Origin of the sequence: Brevundimonas sp., from assembly GCF_044239655.1 — a bacterium.
In the GTDB taxonomy this organism is placed as follows: Bacteria; Pseudomonadota; Alphaproteobacteria; order Caulobacterales; family Caulobacteraceae; genus Brevundimonas.
In genome coordinates, this window is sequence record NZ_JBIIAY010000008.1 from 33,651 (window position 1) to 50,961 (window position 17,311).

Below are 17,311 nucleotides of genomic sequence, written 5' to 3' on the forward strand. Positions count from 1 at the left end.
GACTGGTCCGCGTTGCGCTCAAAGCATCATTTCCGGTCAGTTCGTGCGGCCATCGGCTCCGATACCGGGTCGGTGTGGAATATTATTCCATAACCCGCTTGTGTGTACGCTCTGATTAAGGCTATATGCCCGGGAAATCAGGAGCGGGCCGTGACCCAAACCCATCGCCATAACCCCGGACGACGGGCGGCCCAGGCCGTTGCGGTCGCTCGGGCCGACGCCCGCGCGGTCGGGTTCGCCACCCTTATTCTCAGCGTACTCCTTGTGCTGCTCTCCGGAGCGGTGTGGACGCAGCTGACCTGAACCCAAGCGAAATCAGGATCATACGCCCACACCCGCTCCCGCAAGGAAGCGGGTTTTTTCTTACCAGGGTCGGCCATGCGCCGGTCGAGACGGATACCAGACCTCCAGTGACCACCGACGCGTCCTCACCCGCCGACCCCAAGACCGCACTGAACGGCAATCGCCGCAGTGCGGTCGTGACTCAAGGCCCCAACCGCGCCGCCGCGCGGTCCTATCTGCGCGCCGCCGGCATGTCGGACGCGGACTTCGACAAGCCGATGATCGCCATCGTCAACACCTGGTCGACCATCACCCCCTGCAACATGCACCTGGACCGTCTGGCCAGGGACGTTCGCGCCGGCATCGTGGCGGCGGGCGGCTGGCCGGTCGATTTCAACACGGTCATGGTCACCGACGGCATCTCCATGGGGACGCCAGGCATGAAGGCCTCGCTGATCTCCAGAGAGGTCATCGCCGACTCGATCGAGCTGGCCGTCGAGGGCCATCAGCTGGACGGCGTCGTCTGTATCGTCGGCTGCGACAAGACCATCCCGGCCGCCGCCATGGCCCTTGCCCGGATGGATATCCCCGGCCTGGTCTATTACGGCGGCACCATCCTGCCCGGCCTGATCGGCACCAAGGAAGTTTCGGTCCAGGAAGCCTTCGAGGCCATCGGCGCCCACGGCGCAGGCAAGCTGGACGACGAGGGCCTGAAAATGGTCGAACGCGCGGTCTGTCCCGGTGCCGGGGCCTGTGGCGGTCAGTTCACGGCCAACACCATGGCCATGGCCCTGTCGGTCATGGGTATCTCGCCGATGGGCGCCAACGATGTGCCCGCCGTCGATCCGGCCAAGGGGGCCGAGGGGATGCGTTGCGGCCGTCTGATCGTCGAGCGGGTCATGGCCGGCGACAATGCGCGCAAATATATCACCCACGCCTCGCTGAAGAACGCCGCCGTCGCCGTCTCGGCCTCGGGCGGATCGACCAATGCCGTCATGCACCTGACCGCCATCGCGGCCGAGGCCGGAGTCGATTTCGGCGTCGAGGACTGCCACCAGGCCTGCGTCGAGGCCCCGGTCATCTGCGACCTGAAGCCCGGCGGCCGGTTCCTGGCCTCTCACCTGTATGCGGCGGGCGGAACGCGCCTGGTCACCCAGCGGCTGGCGCAGGCCGGCAAGATCACGGATGCTCCCACCGTCACTGGCCGCGCCCTGTTCGCCGAGGCCGCCGAGGCCGAGGAAGCGCCCGGCCAGGTCGTCGTCACGACGATGGATGCCCCGGTCATGGAGCGCGGCTCCTATGCCGTCATCTATGGCGATGTCGCCCCCGAGGGCGCGGTCATCAAGCTGACCGGCCACAAGGTCGATGTCTTCGAGGGCCCGGCCTGCGTCTTCGACAGTGAGGAAGACGCCTTCCACGCCGTCCAGGACGGATCGGTAGGCGAGGGCGACGTCATCATCATCCGCTATGAAGGCCCCAAGGGTGGTCCCGGCATGCGCGAGATGTTGCAGGTCACGGCGGCTCTGAAGGGCAGGGGGATCAACAACGTCGCCCTGCTGACGGACGGCCGGTTCTCGGGCGCAAGCTACGGCTTCGTCGCCGGACACGTTTCCCCTGAGGCCGCAGTCGGCGGGCCGATCGCCCTGGTCCGCGACGGCGACCGCATCCGCATCGACGTCACCAACCGCCGCATCGACGTCGACGTCGATCTGGCCACCCGTCGGGCGGGCTTCACGCCCAAGCCCATGGCCCCCGTCCACGGCGTCTTCGCCAAATACCGCGCCAGCGTCGCCTCGGCCTCGCAGGGTGCCGTCACCATTCCAAACCCGCCGCCGGCTCAAGTCCCGGCCGCAGCCAAAGCCCACCAGGAAGCCTGAGCCATGAAAATCTATACCAACGACGACATCCGTCCCGGCGTCATCGCCGGCCAGAAGATCGCCATCATCGGCTATGGCTCGCAGGGCCGCGCCCACGCCCAGAACCTGAAGGACAGCGGCCACGACGTCATCGTCGGCGTCCGCGCGGGCGGCAAGGGCTGGAAGAACGCCCAGGCCGACGGCCTGACCACCGCCGAGCCCGCCGATGCGGTCAAGGATGCCGACATAATCGCCATCCTGACCCCCGACATGGCCCAGGCCGAGGTCTACAAGACCCAGATCGAGCCCTATGCCAAACAGGGTTCGGCCCTGCTGTTCGCCCACGGCTTCTCGATTATCTACGGCCGCGTCACGCCGCGCGAGGACATGGACGTCATCCTGGTCGCGCCCAAGGGCCCCGGCGATCTGGTCCGTCGCGAATACCAAAAAGGGGCGGGCGTCCCCTCGCTGTTCGCCATCGAGAAGGACGTCACCGGCAAGGCGCGCGACCGCGCCATGGGCTATGCCAAGGGCAACGGCGGCGCCACCGGCGGCCTGCTGGAAACCACCTTCCGCGAGGAGACCGAGACCGATCTGTTCGGCGAACAGGCCGTCCTGTGCGGCGGGGCCAAGGAACTGGTCATGGGCGGGTTCAACACCCTGGTCGAGGCCGGATACCAGCCCGAGATCGCCTATTTCGAATGCCTGCACGAGCTGAAGCTGATCGTCGATCTGTTCTACGAAGGCGGCATCACCAAGATGAACGAGTTCATCTCCGAAACCGCCAAATGGGGTTCGGTGAAGTCTGGCCCGCGCGTCATCAACGACGAGACCCTGGCGCGCATGACGCAGATCCTGACCGAGATCCAGGACGGCACCTTCGCCCGCGAATGGATCGCCGAGAACGACGCCGGCAAGCCGAACTACGACGCGCTGGTGGCCGAGGACAACGCCCAGAAGATCGAGGTCGTCGGCGCTTCCTTGCGCGAACGCATGGCCTGGCTGCACGCCCCGAAATCCGCAGCCGCCTGAACCCGGATCGATAGAGCAAGCTGATGAGCGCCGCCGCCGCCACCTTCAAACCCGCAGTCGAAGCCGCCCCCCAGTCGGGTGCGCGCCTCGTCGTCTCCACCCTGGAGAAGCTGGGGGTAGAGGTGCTGTTCGGATATCCCGGCGGCGCCATCATGCCGATCTATGACGCCCTGGCCGGGTCGTCCCTGCGCCACTACCTGTGCCGCCACGAACAGGGCGCGGCCTTCGCCGCCGATTCCTACGCACGGGTCTCGGGCAAGGTCGGGGTCTGTATGGCGACGTCGGGGCCGGGGGCGACCAATCTGGTCACCGGCATCGCCAACGCCATGCTGGATTCCATCCCCATGGTCTGCATCACGGGCAATGTCGCACAAGGCGTCATGGGCATGGACGCGTTTCAGGAGGTCGACATCCTGGGCGTCACCCTGCCGATCGTGAAACACTCCTATCTGGTCCGCAGCGCCGCCGACATTCCGGCGGTGATCGAGGAGGCGTTCCATATCGCCCGCTCGGGTCGCCCGGGCCCGGTCCTGATCGACCTGCCCAAGGACGTCCAGTTCGAGATGACCGACGCGCCGCGTGGCATCCATCTGTCTAACGCCATCGACGTCGCCGACGCCGCCGTCATCGATGACGCCGCAGCCGCCATCCGCGCGGCGAAGAAGCCTGTCCTGTACATCGGTGGAGGGGTGAAGATTTCGGGCGCGGTCCAGGCGGTTCGCGACTTCGCCGCCCTGACCGGCATCCCCGAGGTCTCGACCCTGAACGCCCTGGGCACCATCCCGACGGGCCAGGACAATTTCCTGGGCATGCTGGGGATGCACGGCACGCGCTGCGCCAACGAGGCGGTTCAGGAAAGCGACCTGCTGATCGTCGTCGGTGCCCGGTTCGACGACCGCGCCACTGGCAAGCTGGTCGAATTCGCGCCCCACGCCGGCGTCGTCCATTTCGACATCGACCCCTCCGAGATCGGCAAGCTGCGCAAGGTCGCGGTCGGCGTCACGGGCGACCTGAAGCCCAACATCGAGGCCCTGAACGCGCGTCTGTCGACCGGTCCCGCCATCGACGTGTCCGGGTGGGCCGACCGCTGGCGCGCCCAGACCAAGGCCCAGGCCTTCGACTACAACGCCCCCGGCGAAGGCGTCTTCGCGCCCCAGCTGCTGAACGAGCTGTCGCAAAAGGCCGGGCCGAGCTTCATCGCCGCCTGCGACGTCGGCCAGCACCAGATGTGGGTCGCGCAATACTGCGAGTTCTCGCGGCCCCAGGCCCACATCACCTCGGGCGGTCTGGGCTCGATGGGGTTCGGTCTGCCCGCCGGGATCGGCGCCAAACTGGCCGAGCCGGATGCCTGCGTCGTCACCATCACCGGCGACGGTGGGGTGATGATGAACATCCAGGAACTGGCCACGGTCAACCGGTTCAAGATCCCGCTGAAGATCATCATCCTGGACAACGCGCGTCTGGGCATGGTGCGCCAGTGGCAGGAGTTCTTCTTCGAGCGGAACTTCTCCGAGGTCGATCTGTCCGACAACCCCGACTTCGTGAAGGTCGCCGAGGCCTTCGGCATCCCGGCCTTCCGCGTCGATGCGCGCAATCAGGTCTCGGCCGGGATCGACCGTCTGCTGGCCGCCGAGGGTCCGATCCTGATGCACGTCATCATCGATCCGAACGACAACGTCTGGCCCCTGGTGCCGCCGGGCAAGAACAACGCCGAAATGCTGGAGGGCGCACGATGACCGACACCGTTCACATCCTGATCGACCGGGCCGACGGCGCGCTTCAGCGGCTGATCGGTCTGGTGGAGCGTCGCGGCTTTCACATCGACGCCATGACCATGGCACCCGAGGGTTCGGCCCTGGCCGTCGCCCTGACGGTGCGTGGCCGCGACGTCGGTCGCTCGATCGACAATCTGGGCCTGCAGATCGATCGTCTGGTCGGCGCGCGGAGAATCTCCAACGACGCCACCTTTCGCGCCGAGGCGGCCTGATCTCGATGAGCGTGCCGAAGACTCTGTTTGAAAAGGTGTGGGACCGGCATCTGGTCGTGCCCGAGACCGAGGCCACGCCCGGCGTCCTCTACATCGACCTGCATCTGGTCCACGAGGTCACCAGCCCCCAGGCGTTCAGCGAGATCGAGAGCCGGGGGCTGAAGGTCCGTCGGCCCGATCGCACCTTCGCGACGCTGGACCATTCGACCCCGACCCTGCCGGCCGTGAACGGCCAGCGGCCCTATGTCACTGATGAGGCCCGCGATCAGGTCTCGCGGCTGGAACAGAATTGTGCCCGCCACGGCGTCGAACTGGCCGGCTGGGATTCCGATGCGCGCGGCGTCGTCCATGTCATGGGTCCGGAGCAGGGCCTGACCCAGCCGGGCATGACCGTCGTCTGTGGTGACAGCCATACCGCGACCCACGGTGCCTTCGGCGCCCTGGCCTTCGGCATCGGCACGTCGGAAGTCGGCCATGTCCTGGCGACCCAGTGCCTGTTGCAGCGGAAATCGAAGACCCTTCGAGTGACCGTCGATGGCGAGCTGCAGCCCGGTGTGTCGGGCAAGGATGTGGCCCTGGCGGTGATCGCGGCCCTGGGCTTTGGCGGCGGCACGGGCTTCGTCATCGAATATGCGGGCAGCGCCGTGACCGGTCTGGACATGGAAGGGCGGATGACCCTGTGCAACATGTCGATCGAGGCGGGCGCACGGGCCGGGATGATCGCGCCGGATCACAAGACCATCGACTGGCTGCGCGGGCGGGCCAAGGTGCCGCAAGGCGCGGCCTATGACGCGGCGGCCGCCGAATGGCTGGCTCTGGCCAGTGATCCCGGTGCGACCTACGACAAGGAGATCGTGCTGGACGGCGGGGCGATCCGGCCCATGGCCACCTGGGGCACGACGCCGGACGCAGGCGCACCGATCGGATCGAAGGTGCCTGAGCCCCAGTCGGATTCCGACCGCAAAGCCATCGCCTATATGGGGTTCGAGGCCGGTCAGACGACGACGACACAGGCCGTGGACGTCGTCTTCATCGGCTCCTGCACCAACGGTCGCCTGCCTGACCTGCGCGCGGCCGCCGATGTCCTGCGCGGCCGCAAGGTCAAGCCGGGCGTGCGGATGCTGGTCGTGCCGGGCTCGGAGGCTGTGCGCCGTGATGCGGAGGCCGAGGGGCTGCACACCGTCTTCACCGAGGCAGGGGCCGAATGGCGTATTCCGGGCTGTTCGATGTGTATCGCCATGAATGGTGATGTGGTGGGGCAGGGCCAGCTGGCCGTCTCGACCTCCAACCGCAATTTCGAGGGTCGTCAGGGCAAGGGCGCCCGCACCATCCTGGCCAGTCCCGCTACGGCGGCGGCCTCGGCCATCGCCGGGGTGCTGACCGATCCACGGGAATACCTCGCTGACCGCGAAGCGGCGCCCCTCAAGCAGTCGAGCGCCGCGCGCGAGACGATAGGGGCAAACAATGCCTGAACCGATTAAAGTCCTCACCTCCCGCACCCTTGTCCTGACCCAGGCCAATATCGACACCGACCAGATCATTCCGGCGCGGTTCCTGACCACGACCGAGACGACCGGCCTGGGGGCCAAGGCCTTCTACGACTGGCGCTACGAGTCGGACGGCACGGCGCGGCCCGAAGCCGTGCTGAACCGCATCGATCCGAGCGAGCACCGCATTCTGGTGGCCGGCGACAATTTCGGCTGTGGCTCGTCGCGCGAGCACGCGCCCTGGGCCCTGTACGACTATGGCTTCCGGGCGGTGATCTCGACCGGGATCGCCGACATCTTCACATCCAACGCGCTCAAGAACGGCCTCTTGCCTATCGTCGTCGATCAGGCGACCTGGGACGATCTGGTCGCCCATCCGGAACAGCCGGTGACGGTCGATCTGGAGGCCAATGAGGTGCGGCGCGGCAATCATCCGCCCGTCGCCTTCGCCGTCGAGGCCTTCGCCCGCCAGTGCCTGCTGGACGGGGTCGATACCCTGGGCTGGCTTTCCAACCACACACCCGCCATCGAAGCCTTCGAGCGCTCTCACGAGCCTCAAACCGTAACGGAACCCGCGTGATGCCCAACCGCAAGACCTTCAAGATCGTCCTGCTGCCCGGCGACGGCGTCGGCCCGGAAGTGACCGCCTCGGCCAAGGCGGTTCTGGAGCTGATCGGCGATTTCTATGATCACGATTTCCGGTTTTCCGAACACCTGATCGGCGGTGCCGGCATCGACGCGGCACAGGATCCATTGCCGCAAGAGACCATCGATGCCTGCCTCGCTTCCGACGGCGTGCTGCTCGGCGCGGTGGGTGGCCCGAAGTGGGACGGCCAGGCCCAAAGACCCGAGCAGGGGCTGCTGGCGATCCGCAAGGCCATGGGATTGTTCGCCAATCTGCGACCGCTTCAGGTCTCGCCGGTCATGGCGCATCGCTCGCCGCTGAAGAAGGAGATCGTCGAAGGCGTCGACCTGATCGTCTTCCGCGAACTGACCGGCGGCGTCTATTTCGGCGACAAGGGACGCAAGGACGACGGCTCGGCCTATGACGTCTGTTCCTATTCGATCGAGGAGATCGAGCGCGTCACCCGCGCCGCCTTCAAGATCGCCGAGCAACGTCGCGGCAAGGTCACCTCGGTCGACAAGGCCAACGTCATGGAGACCAGCCGCCTGTGGCGCGAGGTCGTGACCCGCATCCACGACGAGGAATTCCCCGGTGTCGAGCTGAAGCATGCCCTGGTCGATTCCATGGCCATGCACCTGATCCAGCGCCCGCGCGACTATGACGTCATCCTGACCGAGAACATGTTCGGCGACATCCTGTCGGACGAGATTTCGGTGCTGGGAGGGTCGATCGGCCTGCTGCCCTCGGCGTCGCTGGGGACCAGCGGTCCAGGCCTGTTCGAGCCCATCCACGGCTCGGCCCCCGACATCGCCGGACAGGATCTGGCCAACCCGGTCGGGACCATCCTGTCGGCCGCGATGCTGCTGCGCCACAGCCTGGGACTGGAGGACGAGGCCGATTCCATCGAGGCCGCCGTGGCCGCCGTCCTGGCTGCCGGAGCCGTCACCGCCGACCTGGGCGGAGAGCTGGGCACGCGCGGCGCGACCGACGCGATTCTGGACGCCATCCGCGCGATCCACTGGGCGGCGTCACACCGGGTTCAGATGCACTGGGGTTGAGTGTTGCGATGCATATATATGACCAAGGTATGAATCTGCGCCTTGGTCGTAATCGGCGGCAATATTATTCAGGTCTGGCGTGCTAAAATAAGACGCCTGCACGAAAGTTGCACAGCGTACGGCAAAGCCTCTTGCATCCGTGCAACGCCGTGTGATTGTTTCGCATCTGCGAGATCATCACAGGGGCTGCAACACACATGGCTAAGATCTGGAATCGAGTACCGGGCGTCCTCGCCCTGCTACTCCTAACTGCGGCGCTCTTCTATGCGGGCGGCGCCTTCGCTCAGGACGCCGCGCCGGCGCCGACCCTGCTGGCCCACCAGGCCGCGCTTGAACTGAACGGAGCGGATACCGCCTGGCTGGCGACCTCGTCGGCTTTGGTTCTGCTGATGACCCTGCCGGGTCTGGCGCTCTTCTACGGCGGCATGGTTCGCCGCAAGAACGTCATCGCCACCATCACCCAGTCGGTCGGCGTCTTCGCCGTCGTGACCGTGCTGTGGTTCGCCATCGGCTATTCGCTGGCCTTCGGGGTCAACGGCGATGAAGCCCTTCAGCCCTACATCGGCAGCTTCGATGCCGTGTTCCTGAACGGCGTGACGCTGGAAACGGCCCACAGCCTGCTGCCGGGCATTCCCGAGTTCGTCTTCCTGACGTTCCAGATGACCTTTGCGATCATCACCCCGGCCCTGATCACCGGCGCCTTCGCCGAGCGGTTCAAATATTCGGCCCTGCTGCTGTTCACGGCGCTGTGGACCCTGGTGGTCTATGCCCCCATCGCCCACTGGGTCTGGGGTGGCGGCTTCCTCGGTTCGGCCGGCGTCCTCGACTTCGCCGGTGGTGCCGTCGTTCACGTCAACTCCGGTGTCGCGGGTCTCGTCTGCGCCCTGTTCCTGGGCCGTCGCAAGGGCTACGGAGCCGAGCCGATCAATCCGCACAACCCTGTGCTGACCATGATCGGTGCCAGCCTGCTGCTGGTCGGCTGGATCGGCTTCAACGCCGGTTCGGCGGGTGCCTCCAACGCTCTGATGGGCGCTGCGCTCATCAACACCATCCTGGCCGCCGCCGCTGCTGCCCTGACCTGGAAACTGGTCGAGGTCATCGAGAAGCGTAAGGCCTCGCTGATCGGGATGCTGTCCGGCATTGTCGCCGGTCTGGTCGCCATCACTCCGGCCGCCGGCTTCGTCGATCCCAAGGGTGCCTTCCTGATCGGTGCCATCGCCGGCCCGGTCTGCTACATCTCCTCGGTGTGGATCAAGAAACTGCTCCGCTACGACGACAGCCTGGACGCCTTCGGCATCCACGGCGCGGGTGGCCTGCTGGGTGCCCTGCTGACCGGTATCTTCGCGACCACGGCCATCAACGGCCTGTCCGAAGGCGCCAATATCGCGACCCAGGCGATCGGCCTGGCCTGGACCATCGCCTACTCGGCGGTCGGCACCCTGGTCATCCTGGTCATCTGCAAGTTTACCACCGGACTGCGGGTCTCCGAGGCCCAGGAAGCCGAAGGTCTCGACACCGTCCTGCACGGCGAGTCCCTCGACCACTGACGACACGGGCCGGATGCGAGGCTATCCTCGCATCCGGTCACACCTCTCCAGCCGGCGGTTCTGGCTCTCTCCCGAGCCGCCGGTTCACACGCCAACGACCACCAAGGTCATCGAAGGGGATACCAAGATGAAGCTTCTCTCCACCTGCGCGGCCGCCGCCGCACTCGCCCTGCTGGCTTCGGCCGGCGCCGCCTCGGCCCAGGACGTCTCGGTCACCGCCAACGTCGCGGTGGCTTCGGACTACGTCTTCCGCGGCATCAGCCAGACCGACGAAGGCGCCGCCATCCAGGGCGGTGTCGACCTGACCGTCGGCAGCTTCTACGCCGGTGTCTGGGCGTCCAACGTCGACTTCCTCGACAACACCGACGCCGAGATCGACATCTACGGCGGCTATCGTGGCGAGGCCGCCGGCTTTGCCTATGATGTCGGCGTGGTGACCTATCTCTACGCTCCCGGCGCCAACCAGGACTATGACTACGTCGAGCTGAAGGCCGCCGCCTCGCGCGCCGTCGGACCTGCCACCTTCGGTGCCGCTGTCTACTTCTCGCCCGACTTCTTCGGTCTGGACGACGAGGCCACCTACCTCGAGTTCAACGCCGCCTATGCGGTTCCGCAGGTCTCGGGCCTGACCCTGACCAGCGCGGTCGGCAAGCAGTGGCTCTCGACCACGGACGACTATGTGACCTGGAACGTCGGCGGCACCTATGCCTTCGCCGGCACGCCCCTGGCCCTGGACGTCCGCTATCACGACAACGACTATGACCTGTCGGCTGCTCCGATCACCGACGGTCGTATCGTCGCGACCCTGAAAGCCGTCTTCTAGGCCTATCCTCCCAGGCCTGAGCTTCGACGCCGCCCGTGGTGTGAGACACGGGCGGCGTCTTTGTGTCTGGAGGTCATTGGTCCTGGTCGGAGCCTGCGAGGTTCATCACCAAGGCACCAAGGCTGAGAACAACTTCAGGGCCAGGAATGCGGCGGAGCCGCGAACCATTTCTCGAGGGTCACTGACCCGAGCCCAGTCCCTGTCCCTTCGTGTACTTCGTGGCCTGCCTTGGTGATCTTCGTGATGAACCCACGCCTCATCCGGCTCTACGCCGGATGAACCGAACGACCTGGATTCAGATCAGCCGCCGTAGCCGCGTCCGCCGCCGCCGAAGCCGCCACGCGAGACGACCGTGGTGCGGCTCTGGGCCCGGGCGGGGGCCTGGCGCGCCACATCGACGTCATTGCGGTTGGCGACCGTACGGCCCGTGCGGTAGTCGCGGCTCAGGTACCCGCCGCCATAGCCGTTGGAAAAGCTGCCGTTGCGGTCACGATACAGCGGCCCGCCCCCGCGATAGCCACCGCCGTTCAGCAGCTGGCCGATGATGAAGCCGGTCGCCAGCGGGCCGAAGAAAGAGCCTCCACCCGTGTTGTTCAGCGGGCGGCACTGGTCCGGCCCCCACTGGCCTTCGCATTCGGCCTGAGACGCGTATCGGGGCGCCTTCTCCTTGGCCTGCTGGTCAGCGACATTATAGGCCGTGGCGCATTCGGCGTCGGTGACGTCGTTGGCGGCGCGGCATTCCTCCAGCGAGGTATAGGCCAGGGCCGGATCGGGCGCCGCCACCGGGGCCGCGACCTGGGGCGCGCCACAGGCCGCCAGCGAGAAGCTGGCGGTGGCCATCAGGCCGGTCACGTGAAGGGTCTTGGACCGCATCATCCGACGCATGTTTCGCGACCCGGCTTCGGGACGGGCGTCGGGGGCGGGCAGGGGCTTGTTCGTGTCTGTCATGGCGATCAGGCCGTCATGCAGGCGGCGTTGAGCAGGCCGACGCAGATCGAGATCGACGCCAGATAGACGGACGCCGCAACCTCACCGGCCTCGATCCGGGTGGTCAGGTTGCGGAAGGCCAGTCGGCTCATGGTCACGAAGACCAGGATCTGGATCACGCCCGCCAGCAGGGCCCAGGCCGCGAACTCCAGCAAACTGACCGTGTGCGAAAGCGCCGAGGCCAGCGGCAGGACATAGCCGATCAGCGCCCCGCCCAGCGAGATGGCGGCGGCAGTGTTGCCGGCCCGGATCAGGTCGCGCTCATGATAGGGCGTGACCCACTGATAGATCAGCTTGAAGGCCACGGTGAACACGCCCGCCGCCGCAAAGGCGAGGACGAAGGCCGCGGCCCCGTTGGTGAATGCGAACCAGTCGAACATTGACGTCTAGCCTCCTCAGGCGCGGAACTCGGCCATCTCCAGCGGGATGCCGACCATGGTTTCGTGGGTGATGTCGCCGGGCCGACCGTCGGCCCCTTGCGGCTGCATCTCCAGAGCCAGCATCAACTCGCGACCGTCCGGAAGGTCGCGGGCATAGAGCATGCAGGTCTGGAAAATCTTCGAATAGGGGGTGGTCGATGTCCGGTCGTCCCAGATCGTCTCCCACAGATCGACCGGGGCCTGGGTCGCGTCGCTTTCGGAGAACCAGAAGCGGGGATAGTCGGGCAACTCCTCGGCCGCGCCCTGAAACACCGGTGCCGACAGCCGGTCGCGCCAGATCCTGCGCTCCCGCTCGCCCGGCGGATAGGCCGAGGTCCAGGGGATGAACAGGGTGAAGTCATAGTTCTCCTGGCCGGCGGCGTCGTCGCTCATGGCCTGGAGCATCACATGGTCGTCGGTATAGAAGCGGTGGACGTGCTGGCCGCCCTCCAGCTCCAGATGGCCCTGGGCCGTGATGTCGAGCACGTCACGATCCAGGGTGAACCGGGTCGTGTCCCCCAGTCTGCGCCAGGCCAGCGGGTCCAGCGACACCGTGCGCCCGACCGTGATGTTGCGCACCGTGGCCAGCCGATTGGCCGGGACTTCCGGTGCCGATGACCCGAACAGACGCTTGAACATGACCCTTCTCTAGCCCCGAACCGCATGGGCGGCGAGCCTGAGATCATCACGAACCTGTATCGGCCGGGGCATAGGCTGAAAATCCTCCCGGACGCCCCTCTTGTTAAGCGTTCATGTTACGCGTTACATGTAACAGATGACGAGCGCGCTCGACAGTTCATCGCCGGCCGGCTCGGATCGCATCCGGGCCTGGCGAAAGGCGCGCCGCGAGGCAGGCATGGTCAAGCTGGAGCTCTGGGTGCCCCAGGCGACGCGAGACGATGTCCGCGCCGCCGTCCGCGCCATCGTCACCGACTCGACGCGATCGCCTGCTCTTGTGCAACGCCGCCGCTCGCCCACCTCAATCGACATCACCCCTGGAGCTGACCATCAAATGGACGCCGTGATCGAAACCGCCTGGACCGTGCCCGCCATCAAGGCGGCGCTGGACGATTCTCCCCTGGTCCGCGAGGGCGAACTGACCCTGCGCGTGGTCGAGGGTGCGGACCCCGTGCTCCTGGCCACCATGCATGAATACGGCGACCTGCCGATCTATCTGTCGGTCGGCGGGGCCCAGATCGTCTGTTCCGTCCTCCTCTGGCCCGTGTCGGAACAGAAGGACGCCGCCCGCTTCAACGAGTTCCTGCTCAAGGCCCAGCGGGTCGTGCCCCTGTCCAACTTCGCCATCACCAGCGTGTCGGACGAGGATGTCTATGAGTTGATGGGCGAACTGTCGTGCAAGACGACGCTCCAGACCATATTGATCGAACTGCGCACCCTGGCCGAGAATGCGATCGACGCTACGTCGCTTCGTGAAACCTTCGACGCCGCCTGATCCGGAGAGATAGAAATGTCCATGCTCGCCAAACTCTCCGCCCTGTTCCGCGGCACCGCCCATGAGGCCGGTCAGTCGGTCGTCGACGCCAATGCGCTGAAGATCCTGGATCAGGAAATCCGTGATGCCGACAATGCGCAAGGCAAGGCCCGCGACGACCTCGCCGGCCTGGTCGCGCGCCGCCGCATGGCCGAGAACGAACTCAAGAGCTTCGGCGAACAGATCGCCAAATATGAAAGCTCGGCCCGCGCCGCCGTGTCCCAGGGCAAGATGGACCTGGCCCGCGAGGTCGCCGGCCGCATCGCCGAACTGGAATCCGAGATCGGGACGCGTGGCCCCCAGATCGAGGGGATGAAGGAAGCCGAGGCGCGCCTGCGCACCGCCATCTCTTCCACCGACCAGAAGATCGAGACGCTCCGGCGCGAGATCGACATCGTCAAGGTCAACGAGAGCGTCCAGCGCGCCCAGACCTCGGTCGCCCTGCAATCGGCCGGCGCCCACTCGCGCATCGGCTCGGCCGCCGACAGCCTGCAACGCATCAAGCAGCGCCAGGCCGTGCAGGAGGAGAAGCTCAAGGCCGGCCAGGAACTGGAAGACCGTCGCACCGGCGCCGACCTCGACCACAAGCTGAAGGAGGCCGGGATCCTGCCGGGTCATTCGTCCGCCGACGACGTGCTGGCGCGCCTGACCCAGTCGCCGGTGACGGTCGTGACGCCCCAGATCGGAACCAGCGTTCCGATCGCCGACAAGGACCCGGCTTAATCCTCCACCGCGAAGCGGGGGGGGGGACCGCGACGCGCTTGCGTCGTGGTGGAGGGGGCGACCCCAGACACCGTATTCGTTTCCGCCCCCTCCACCCCGTCGGCCAAGCGGCCTCCGCGGTCCCCCTCCCCCGTAAACGGGGGAGGATCAGAAGGACTCACCCATGCAACGCATCAAACTCAGCCCCCGTCCCGACTGGCAGGCCAAGGCCGAGGCCGTCGGTTTTACCTGGCACCACGATTCCGGTCAGACCTACTGGGACGAGGCCGCCGCCTATGAATTCTCCCTGGCCGAGATCGAGGACGGCATCGAGGCCCCGACCGCCGAGCTGCATGCCATGTGCCTCGATCTCGTCGACGAGGCGGTGAAGTCCGAGCGGCTGATGACCCAGCTCGATATTCCCGACGCCATGCGCGACTATGTCGCCGACAGCTGGAAGCGGAACGAGCCGTCCCTCTATGGCCGGTTCGACTTCGCCTATGACGGCACGGGCCCGGCGAAGCTCTATGAATACAATGCCGACACCCCGACCTCGGTCTATGAGACGGCTGTGTTCCAGTGGCTGTGGCTGGAGGACCAGATCGCGGCCGGCGTGCTGCCGCAGGGCGCGGACCAGTTCAACAGCCTGCACGAAAAGCTGGTCGAGCGGTTCCGCGCGATCTTCCCTGATGGCGGCTTCGTGCATTTCAGCTCGGACCCCGATTTCGTCGAGGACCGCCAGACCGTGCGGTTCCTGGAGGACTGCGCCAAACAGGCCGGGCTGGAGCCGCAGTTCGTGGCCATCGGCGACATCGGGCTGAACGCCGACGGCCGTTTCGTCGATCATGAGAATTTCCTGATCGGTGCGATGTTCAAGCTGTATCCGTGGGAACAGATGCTGCGCGACGACTACGCCAGGCCTCTGCCGGACGCAGAGGTCACGGTGCTGGAGCCGGCCTGGAAATCCATCCTGTCCAACAAGGGGATGCTGCCCCTGCTGTGGGAACGCCACGCCGGTCATCCCAACCTGCTGGAGACTTATTTCGAGAGCGATCCGGCCCATACGACGCTGGGCACATCGTATGTCAGGAAGCCCCTGTTCTCGCGCGAGGGGGCCAATGTCGAACTGGTCAAGGACGGGCGGAAATCGTCGGTGCTGGACGGCGGTTACGGCGACGGGGCCTGGATCCGTCAGGCCCTGCATGCCCCGCCGAAATTCGACAACCGCTATGTGATCATCGGGTCCTGGGTCGTCGGCAACGAACCCGCCGGCATCGGTCTGCGCGAGGACCGGGGCCGGATCACGCGCAACACCTCGCGCTTCCTGCCGCACTATATCCGCGACTGAACCTCGCGCGTAACGATCCCTGACCTGACAGAGCAAGCTTGGCCGGTTAGGGAAGGCGTGACCCGTCACGAAAGCCCCTTCATGACCGCCGCCCTTTCGGACACACCGAACGCCATGTCCCGTCGTCGCGCCCTGTCCAGCCTGGCCGTGCTGTCCGCCCTTGGGGCGAGCTGGTTCGCCGCGCCAAAAGCCAAGGCGGCCCCGGTGCAAACGCGGTCCTCGGCCGAGCACGCAGCGCTGATCGAGACCCTGATCGGTCAGATGACGATCGACGAAAAGGCGGGTCAGCTGAACCTGCTGGCCGATCCGTTCCGGTTCCGCCCCTACAACGTCAATCCGCTGGACGCTTTCGGTGACCCGGCCCGGACCACCGACCTGATCCGGCGCGGCCTGTGCGGGGCCTTGTTCAACGGCGTCGGAGCCGAGGCCGGCCGGCGCATCCAGCGGATCGCGGTCGAGGAGACCCGGCTCAAGATCCCCATGCTGTTCGCCGCCGACATCATCCACGGCATGACCACGGTGTTTCCCGTCCCCCTGGCCGAGGCCTCGGCCTTCGACGAGGACCTGGCCTATCGCACCGCGCGGGTCGCCGCGCTGGAGGGGGCCGTGTCGGGCATCCATCAGGTCTATGCCCCCATGGTCGACGTGGCGCGGGACCAGCGCTGGGGTCGGGTGGTCGAGGGGGCCGGCGAGGACGTCCTGCTGAACCAGCGCCTTGCCGCCGCCCGGGTGCGCGGCTTCCAGGGCGAGCGGGGCCTGGCCGACCGCGACGCCCTTCTGGCCACGCCCAAGCATTTCGTCGCCTATTCGGCGGCCCAGGGCGGCATGGAATACAACACCACCGACATGAGCGAGGCGACGCTGCGGGGGGTCTTCCTGCCGCCGTTCTGGTCGGCGATCGACGCCGGCGCCCTGTCGGTGATGAGTGCCTTCAACGACCTGAACGGCGTGCCGACTTCGGGCAACCGGCGGATGCTGACCGACGTCCTGCGCGGCGAATGGGACTTCAAGGGGTTCGTCGTGTCCGACTACACCTCAGAGCGCGAACTGATCGCCCACGGTTTCGCCGAGGACGGCCGCGACGCCGCCCGCATCGCCCTGCTGGCCGGTGTGGACATGAGCATGGTGTCGGGCCTGTACCTCGAACATATCCCGGGGCTGGTCGCGAGCGGCGACGTGCCGATGGCCCGGGTCGATGAAGCAGTGCGGCGGGTGCTGACGACCAAGGCGGCGCTCGGCCTGTTCGACGACCCCTATCGCGGCATGGACCCCGAGCGGGAACGGCTCGTTCGCGGTGCCGCCGCCCACTATGCGCTGGCGCGCGAGGCGGGGGCCAAGTCGATCGTCCTGCTGAAGAACGAGGGCCGCGTCCTGCCGCTCCGTCGCGAGGGCCAGAAGATCGCCCTGATCGGACCGTTCGCCAGCGATGTCGACAACGTCTTCGGCCCCTGGACCATCTGGGGCGACGAGGGCCACCGCGTCTCGCTGGAGGCCGGGTTCCGTGCGGCGATGCGCCGTTCCGATGACCTGGTCGTGGCCCAGGGCTGCGAGGTCGAGGCGGCCCTGTCCGGCGGCATATCGGCGGCCGTGGTGGCGGCGGCCCAGTCCGACGTCGTGGTGCTCGCGCTCGGCGAAAGCGCCCGGTTCTCGGGCGAGGCCCAGTCCA

The 17,311-nt window shown here is 66.6% G+C and carries 17 protein-coding genes; 14 read left to right on the top strand and 3 right to left on the bottom strand.

Translation table 11 applies throughout. The features are described 5' to 3' along the window. Positions 1 to 150 precede the first annotated feature (150 nt). The 10 genes from ACILQR_RS02280 (at position 151) to ACILQR_RS02325 (ending at position 10,697) form a co-directional block, all read left to right on the top strand. Entirely contained in the window at positions 151 to 303 is a 153-nt protein-coding gene (locus tag ACILQR_RS02280; RefSeq protein ID WP_395649899.1) for a hypothetical protein, read from the top strand. Positions 304 to 410: 107 nt separating this feature from the next. Further along, entirely contained in the window at positions 411 to 2,159 is a 1,749-nt protein-coding gene (locus ACILQR_RS02285; RefSeq protein ID WP_395649900.1) for a dihydroxy-acid dehydratase, read from the top strand. A 3-nt stretch (positions 2,160 to 2,162) separates the two neighbouring features. Then, entirely contained in the window at positions 2,163 to 3,170 is a 1,008-nt protein-coding gene (gene ilvC, locus ACILQR_RS02290; RefSeq protein ID WP_395649901.1) for a ketol-acid reductoisomerase, read from the top strand. A gap of 23 nt (positions 3,171 to 3,193) precedes the next feature. After that, entirely contained in the window at positions 3,194 to 4,906 is a 1,713-nt protein-coding gene (gene ilvG / locus ACILQR_RS02295; protein WP_395649902.1) for an acetolactate synthase 2 catalytic subunit, read from the top strand. Next, entirely contained in the window at positions 4,903 to 5,157 is a 255-nt protein-coding gene (locus ACILQR_RS02300) for an ACT domain-containing protein (RefSeq protein WP_292152185.1), read from the top strand. The genes ilvG and ACILQR_RS02300 overlap by 4 nt, the downstream gene beginning before the upstream one ends. Before the next feature lie 5 nt (positions 5,158 to 5,162). After that, positions 5,163 to 6,629 (top strand): 3-isopropylmalate dehydratase large subunit, encoded by a 1,467-nt coding sequence (gene leuC / locus ACILQR_RS02305; protein ID WP_395649903.1) that lies wholly within the window; start codon positions 5,163 to 5,165, stop codon positions 6,627 to 6,629. Beyond that, on the top strand, positions 6,622 to 7,224 hold the full coding sequence (gene leuD, locus ACILQR_RS02310) for a 3-isopropylmalate dehydratase small subunit (protein WP_395649904.1): 603 nt from the start codon (positions 6,622 to 6,624) through the stop codon (positions 7,222 to 7,224). The genes leuC and leuD overlap by 8 nt, the downstream gene beginning before the upstream one ends. After that, positions 7,224 to 8,327, top strand: a complete 1,104-nt coding sequence (gene leuB / locus ACILQR_RS02315) for a 3-isopropylmalate dehydrogenase (RefSeq protein WP_395649905.1) — start codon at positions 7,224 to 7,226, stop codon at positions 8,325 to 8,327. The genes leuD and leuB overlap by 1 nt, the downstream gene beginning before the upstream one ends. A 197-nt stretch (positions 8,328 to 8,524) precedes the next feature. Then, on the top strand, positions 8,525 to 9,874 hold the full coding sequence (locus tag ACILQR_RS02320; RefSeq protein ID WP_395649906.1) for an ammonium transporter: 1,350 nt from the start codon (positions 8,525 to 8,527) through the stop codon (positions 9,872 to 9,874). 127 nt (positions 9,875 to 10,001) lie between these two features. Then, complete coding sequence (locus tag ACILQR_RS02325; protein WP_395649907.1) at positions 10,002 to 10,697, top strand: TorF family putative porin; 696 nt, start codon at positions 10,002 to 10,004, stop codon at positions 10,695 to 10,697. A gap of 300 nt (positions 10,698 to 10,997) precedes the next feature. Here ACILQR_RS02325 and ACILQR_RS02330 read toward each other — a convergent pair whose 3' ends face one another. Genes ACILQR_RS02330 through ACILQR_RS02340 form a run of 3 tightly spaced genes read right to left on the bottom strand, consistent with a single transcriptional unit; the run spans position 10,998 to position 12,742 of the window. Then, positions 10,998 to 11,645: a DUF1190 domain-containing protein gene (locus ACILQR_RS02330; RefSeq protein WP_395649908.1), complete on the bottom strand. Its 648-nt coding sequence runs from the start codon at positions 11,643 to 11,645 to the stop codon at positions 10,998 to 11,000. Positions 11,646 to 11,650: 5 nt separating this feature from the next. After that, entirely contained in the window at positions 11,651 to 12,064 is a 414-nt protein-coding gene (locus ACILQR_RS02335) for a DUF350 domain-containing protein (RefSeq protein WP_271145092.1), read from the bottom strand. Positions 12,065 to 12,079: 15 nt separating this feature from the next. Further along, positions 12,080 to 12,742, bottom strand: a complete 663-nt coding sequence (locus ACILQR_RS02340; protein WP_395649909.1) for a YjfK family protein — start codon at positions 12,740 to 12,742, stop codon at positions 12,080 to 12,082. A 136-nt stretch (positions 12,743 to 12,878) separates the two neighbouring features. On the opposite strand from ACILQR_RS02340, the gene ACILQR_RS02345 reads away from it, so the two are divergent. From ACILQR_RS02345 to ACILQR_RS02360, 4 genes are all read left to right on the top strand, one after another. Continuing rightward, positions 12,879 to 13,556, top strand: a complete 678-nt coding sequence (locus tag ACILQR_RS02345) for a YjfI family protein (protein ID WP_395649910.1) — start codon at positions 12,879 to 12,881, stop codon at positions 13,554 to 13,556. Between the two features lie 15 nt (positions 13,557 to 13,571). Continuing rightward, complete coding sequence (locus ACILQR_RS02350; RefSeq protein WP_395649911.1) at positions 13,572 to 14,318, top strand: PspA/IM30 family protein; 747 nt, start codon at positions 13,572 to 13,574, stop codon at positions 14,316 to 14,318. Positions 14,319 to 14,481: 163 nt separating this feature from the next. After that, positions 14,482 to 15,645 (top strand): glutathionylspermidine synthase family protein, encoded by a 1,164-nt coding sequence (locus tag ACILQR_RS02355; protein ID WP_395649912.1) that lies wholly within the window; start codon positions 14,482 to 14,484, stop codon positions 15,643 to 15,645. Positions 15,646 to 15,726: 81 nt separating this feature from the next. Next, the coding region (locus ACILQR_RS02360) for a glycoside hydrolase family 3 N-terminal domain-containing protein (RefSeq protein WP_395649913.1) at positions 15,727 to 17,311 on the top strand (1,585 nt) is incomplete at its 3' end.

Coding starts and splice junctions, on each gene's coding strand:
- ilvC (WP_395649901.1), top strand. CDS start 2,163: ATGAAAATCTATACCAACGACGACATCCGTCCCGGCGTCATCGCCGGC.
- ilvG (WP_395649902.1), top strand. CDS start 3,194: ATGAGCGCCGCCGCCGCCACCTTCAAACCCGCAGTCGAAGCCGCCCCC.
- ACILQR_RS02300 (WP_292152185.1), top strand. CDS start 4,903: ATGACCGACACCGTTCACATCCTGATCGACCGGGCCGACGGCGCGCTT.
- leuC (WP_395649903.1), top strand. CDS start 5,163: ATGAGCGTGCCGAAGACTCTGTTTGAAAAGGTGTGGGACCGGCATCTG.
- leuD (WP_395649904.1), top strand. CDS start 6,622: ATGCCTGAACCGATTAAAGTCCTCACCTCCCGCACCCTTGTCCTGACC.
- leuB (WP_395649905.1), top strand. CDS start 7,224: ATGCCCAACCGCAAGACCTTCAAGATCGTCCTGCTGCCCGGCGACGGC.
- ACILQR_RS02320 (WP_395649906.1), top strand. CDS start 8,525: ATGGCTAAGATCTGGAATCGAGTACCGGGCGTCCTCGCCCTGCTACTC.
- ACILQR_RS02325 (WP_395649907.1), top strand. CDS start 10,002: ATGAAGCTTCTCTCCACCTGCGCGGCCGCCGCCGCACTCGCCCTGCTG.
- ACILQR_RS02330 (WP_395649908.1), bottom strand. CDS start 11,645: ATGACAGACACGAACAAGCCCCTGCCCGCCCCCGACGCCCGTCCCGAA.
- ACILQR_RS02335 (WP_271145092.1), bottom strand. CDS start 12,064: ATGTTCGACTGGTTCGCATTCACCAACGGGGCCGCGGCCTTCGTCCTC.
- ACILQR_RS02340 (WP_395649909.1), bottom strand. CDS start 12,742: ATGTTCAAGCGTCTGTTCGGGTCATCGGCACCGGAAGTCCCGGCCAAT.
- ACILQR_RS02345 (WP_395649910.1), top strand. CDS start 12,879: ATGACGAGCGCGCTCGACAGTTCATCGCCGGCCGGCTCGGATCGCATC.
- ACILQR_RS02350 (WP_395649911.1), top strand. CDS start 13,572: ATGTCCATGCTCGCCAAACTCTCCGCCCTGTTCCGCGGCACCGCCCAT.
- ACILQR_RS02355 (WP_395649912.1), top strand. CDS start 14,482: ATGCAACGCATCAAACTCAGCCCCCGTCCCGACTGGCAGGCCAAGGCC.